Here is a 1888-nt window from a genome sequence, read left to right as displayed (position 1 = left end):
CCACTCCCCACTCCCCACTCCCCATTTTGATCCGTTACAACTCCCAGAAAACCCGGTGGAACGCTTGGGCGTTTTACACAGCTTTCCTGACTGGATTATTCAAGTGTGGTTAGAACAACTGAGTCTAGCTCAAACAGAACAACTGTGTGAATGGATGAACCAATCGCCAACAATCGATTTGCGGATCAATCCACTTCGCACTTCAATCGAGGAAGTTGAGATAGCGTTGCAATCTGCTGGTATTTCGGTGAAGCGCGTTCCTTATTTACCCCAAGCGTTACGATTGATTGGTAGTAGTGGGTCAATTCAAAAACTACCTGGTTTTGGCGAGGGTTGGTGGACTGTACAAGATAGTAGCGCCCAATTAGTAAGTCATTTGCTCGACCCCCAACCAGGTGAAGTGGTAATTGATGCTTGTGCTGCACCAGGAGGCAAAACAACGCACATTGCCGAGTTAATGGCGGATAAGGGGAAAATTTGGGCTTGCGATCGCACTGCTTCGCGTCTTCGCAAACTTCAAGAAAATTCTCAACGCCTAAGTTTACAATCTATTCAAATTTACACTGGCGACAGCCGCAACTTAGCTCAATTTAAAAACACCGCCGACCGCGTATTATTAGATGCTCCATGTTCTGGCTTGGGAACTATGCACCGTCATGCTGATGCTCGGTGGCGACAGACACCAGAATCTGTTCGGGAACTTTCAAAGCTGCAAAAAGAATTGTTAACCCATACATCAACCTTTGTAAAACCTGGTGGTGTAATAGTTTATGCCACCTGTACATTGCATCCAGCAGAAAATGAACAAGTGATTGCGGCATTTTTAGCTGAGTCACCAGATTGGCAAATTGAGTCTCCCAGCAGCGTTGAGTTACCTGATTGCGCCCATATCACGCCTCAAGGTTGGTTTAAAGTTTGGCCTCATCTACAAGATATGGATGGCTTTTTCATGGTGCGCTTAAGAAAAACCAATAATTCCGAGTGAATACTGTTTAGGATTGTACGATTTGGTGGAAACTTGAATCTACCAGAGGAGGCAGGAATGGTGACTCATTCCAATGTGAAAAACTTAGTTAAAATCCTGATTGGAGCAGCCTGGATTGATGGCAAAATCCAGCCAGAAGAACGGCAATATCTACGTGAAATCGCTCAAGCAAAAGGTTTAGCTAGCGATCCAGAAATTAAACCTTGGTTGTACGAATTAGTTCCTGTACAGCCAGAAGAGTGCTATCGATGGGTGCAAGATTATTTAGGCGATCGCCCCAGCCTTGAAGATTGCGAAAATCTGATTGAAGCTATCAGTGGCTTAATTTATAGCGATGGTGATGTTGCGATCGAAGAAGCTAGACTTCTGACAGAGTTGCAGGATATAGCAAAGCCGAATGGCTCAACTCAACCAGCTCACACTGGGTTGCTCAAACAAATTCAAAAGCTCTACCGTCGTTGGGTTGAAGTGCAAAACTAACAAGGAGTTATGAGTGATGAGTTGACAAGGCGCGATTGTTCGCGTCTTTAGATGATTTTTAAGTTTGACACTCATCACTCATCACTGCTTATGACTTCGGTTCACCCAGACCCGGAGTTTCTTCTTTATCAACTTTAGGCACAATATCAGGACGCTCTTTGCTTTCCCAACCTGCGGGGCGTTTCGAGTTGTACCAAGCTATTGAACCAATGGTTACAGCAGCAATAAAACCAACGACATACACCAAGGTAAAAGCCAAGGGAAATTGACCACCACCTGTTGCGATTGCATCTGCTGCCTGCATGAATATAAGCATATTATGTTCTCCAATGTTAAGTAACACTACTTGACACACTATAAAATGAGCCTATCACTTAACATCCCCCCTGAGTTGAGTTTAATAAGAGGGCAGGGGAGCAGGGG

The 1888-nt window shown here is 44.7% G+C and carries 3 protein-coding genes; 2 read left to right on the top strand and 1 reads right to left on the bottom strand.

The window, feature by feature from the left end:
* The coding region (rsmB, locus tag F8S12_RS23095; RefSeq protein WP_196518658.1) for a 16S rRNA (cytosine(967)-C(5))-methyltransferase RsmB at nt 1–985 on the top strand (985 nt) is incomplete at its 5' end.
* Nucleotides 986–1042: 57 nt separating this feature from the next.
* Nucleotides 1043–1465 carry a tellurite resistance TerB family protein gene (locus tag F8S12_RS23090; RefSeq protein ID WP_196518657.1) on the top strand — a complete coding sequence of 141 codons (423 nt, stop codon included), beginning with the start codon at nt 1043–1045 and terminating at the stop codon, nt 1463–1465.
* Nucleotides 1466–1553: 88 nt separating this feature from the next.
* Here F8S12_RS23090 and psb35 read toward each other — a convergent pair whose 3' ends face one another.
* Nucleotides 1554–1781, bottom strand: a complete 228-nt coding sequence (gene psb35 / locus F8S12_RS23085) for a photosystem II assembly protein Psb35 (RefSeq protein ID WP_196518656.1) — start codon at nt 1779–1781, stop codon at nt 1554–1556.
* Between the last annotated feature and the right edge of the window lie 107 nt (nt 1782–1888).

Source organism: Nostoc sp. WHI, assembly GCF_015714725.1.
Lineage (GTDB): Bacteria > Cyanobacteriota > Cyanobacteriia > Cyanobacteriales > Nostocaceae > Nostoc.
This window is presented reverse-complemented; position numbering and strand designations above follow the sequence as displayed.

Bases quoted from the DNA above. Each gene is read 5' to 3' on its own strand.
- F8S12_RS23090 (WP_196518657.1), top strand. From the start codon at position 1,043: ATGGTGACTCATTCCAATGTGAAAAACTTAGTTAAAATCCTGATTGGA.
- psb35 (WP_196518656.1), bottom strand. From the start codon at position 1,781: ATGCTTATATTCATGCAGGCAGCAGATGCAATCGCAACAGGTGGTGGT.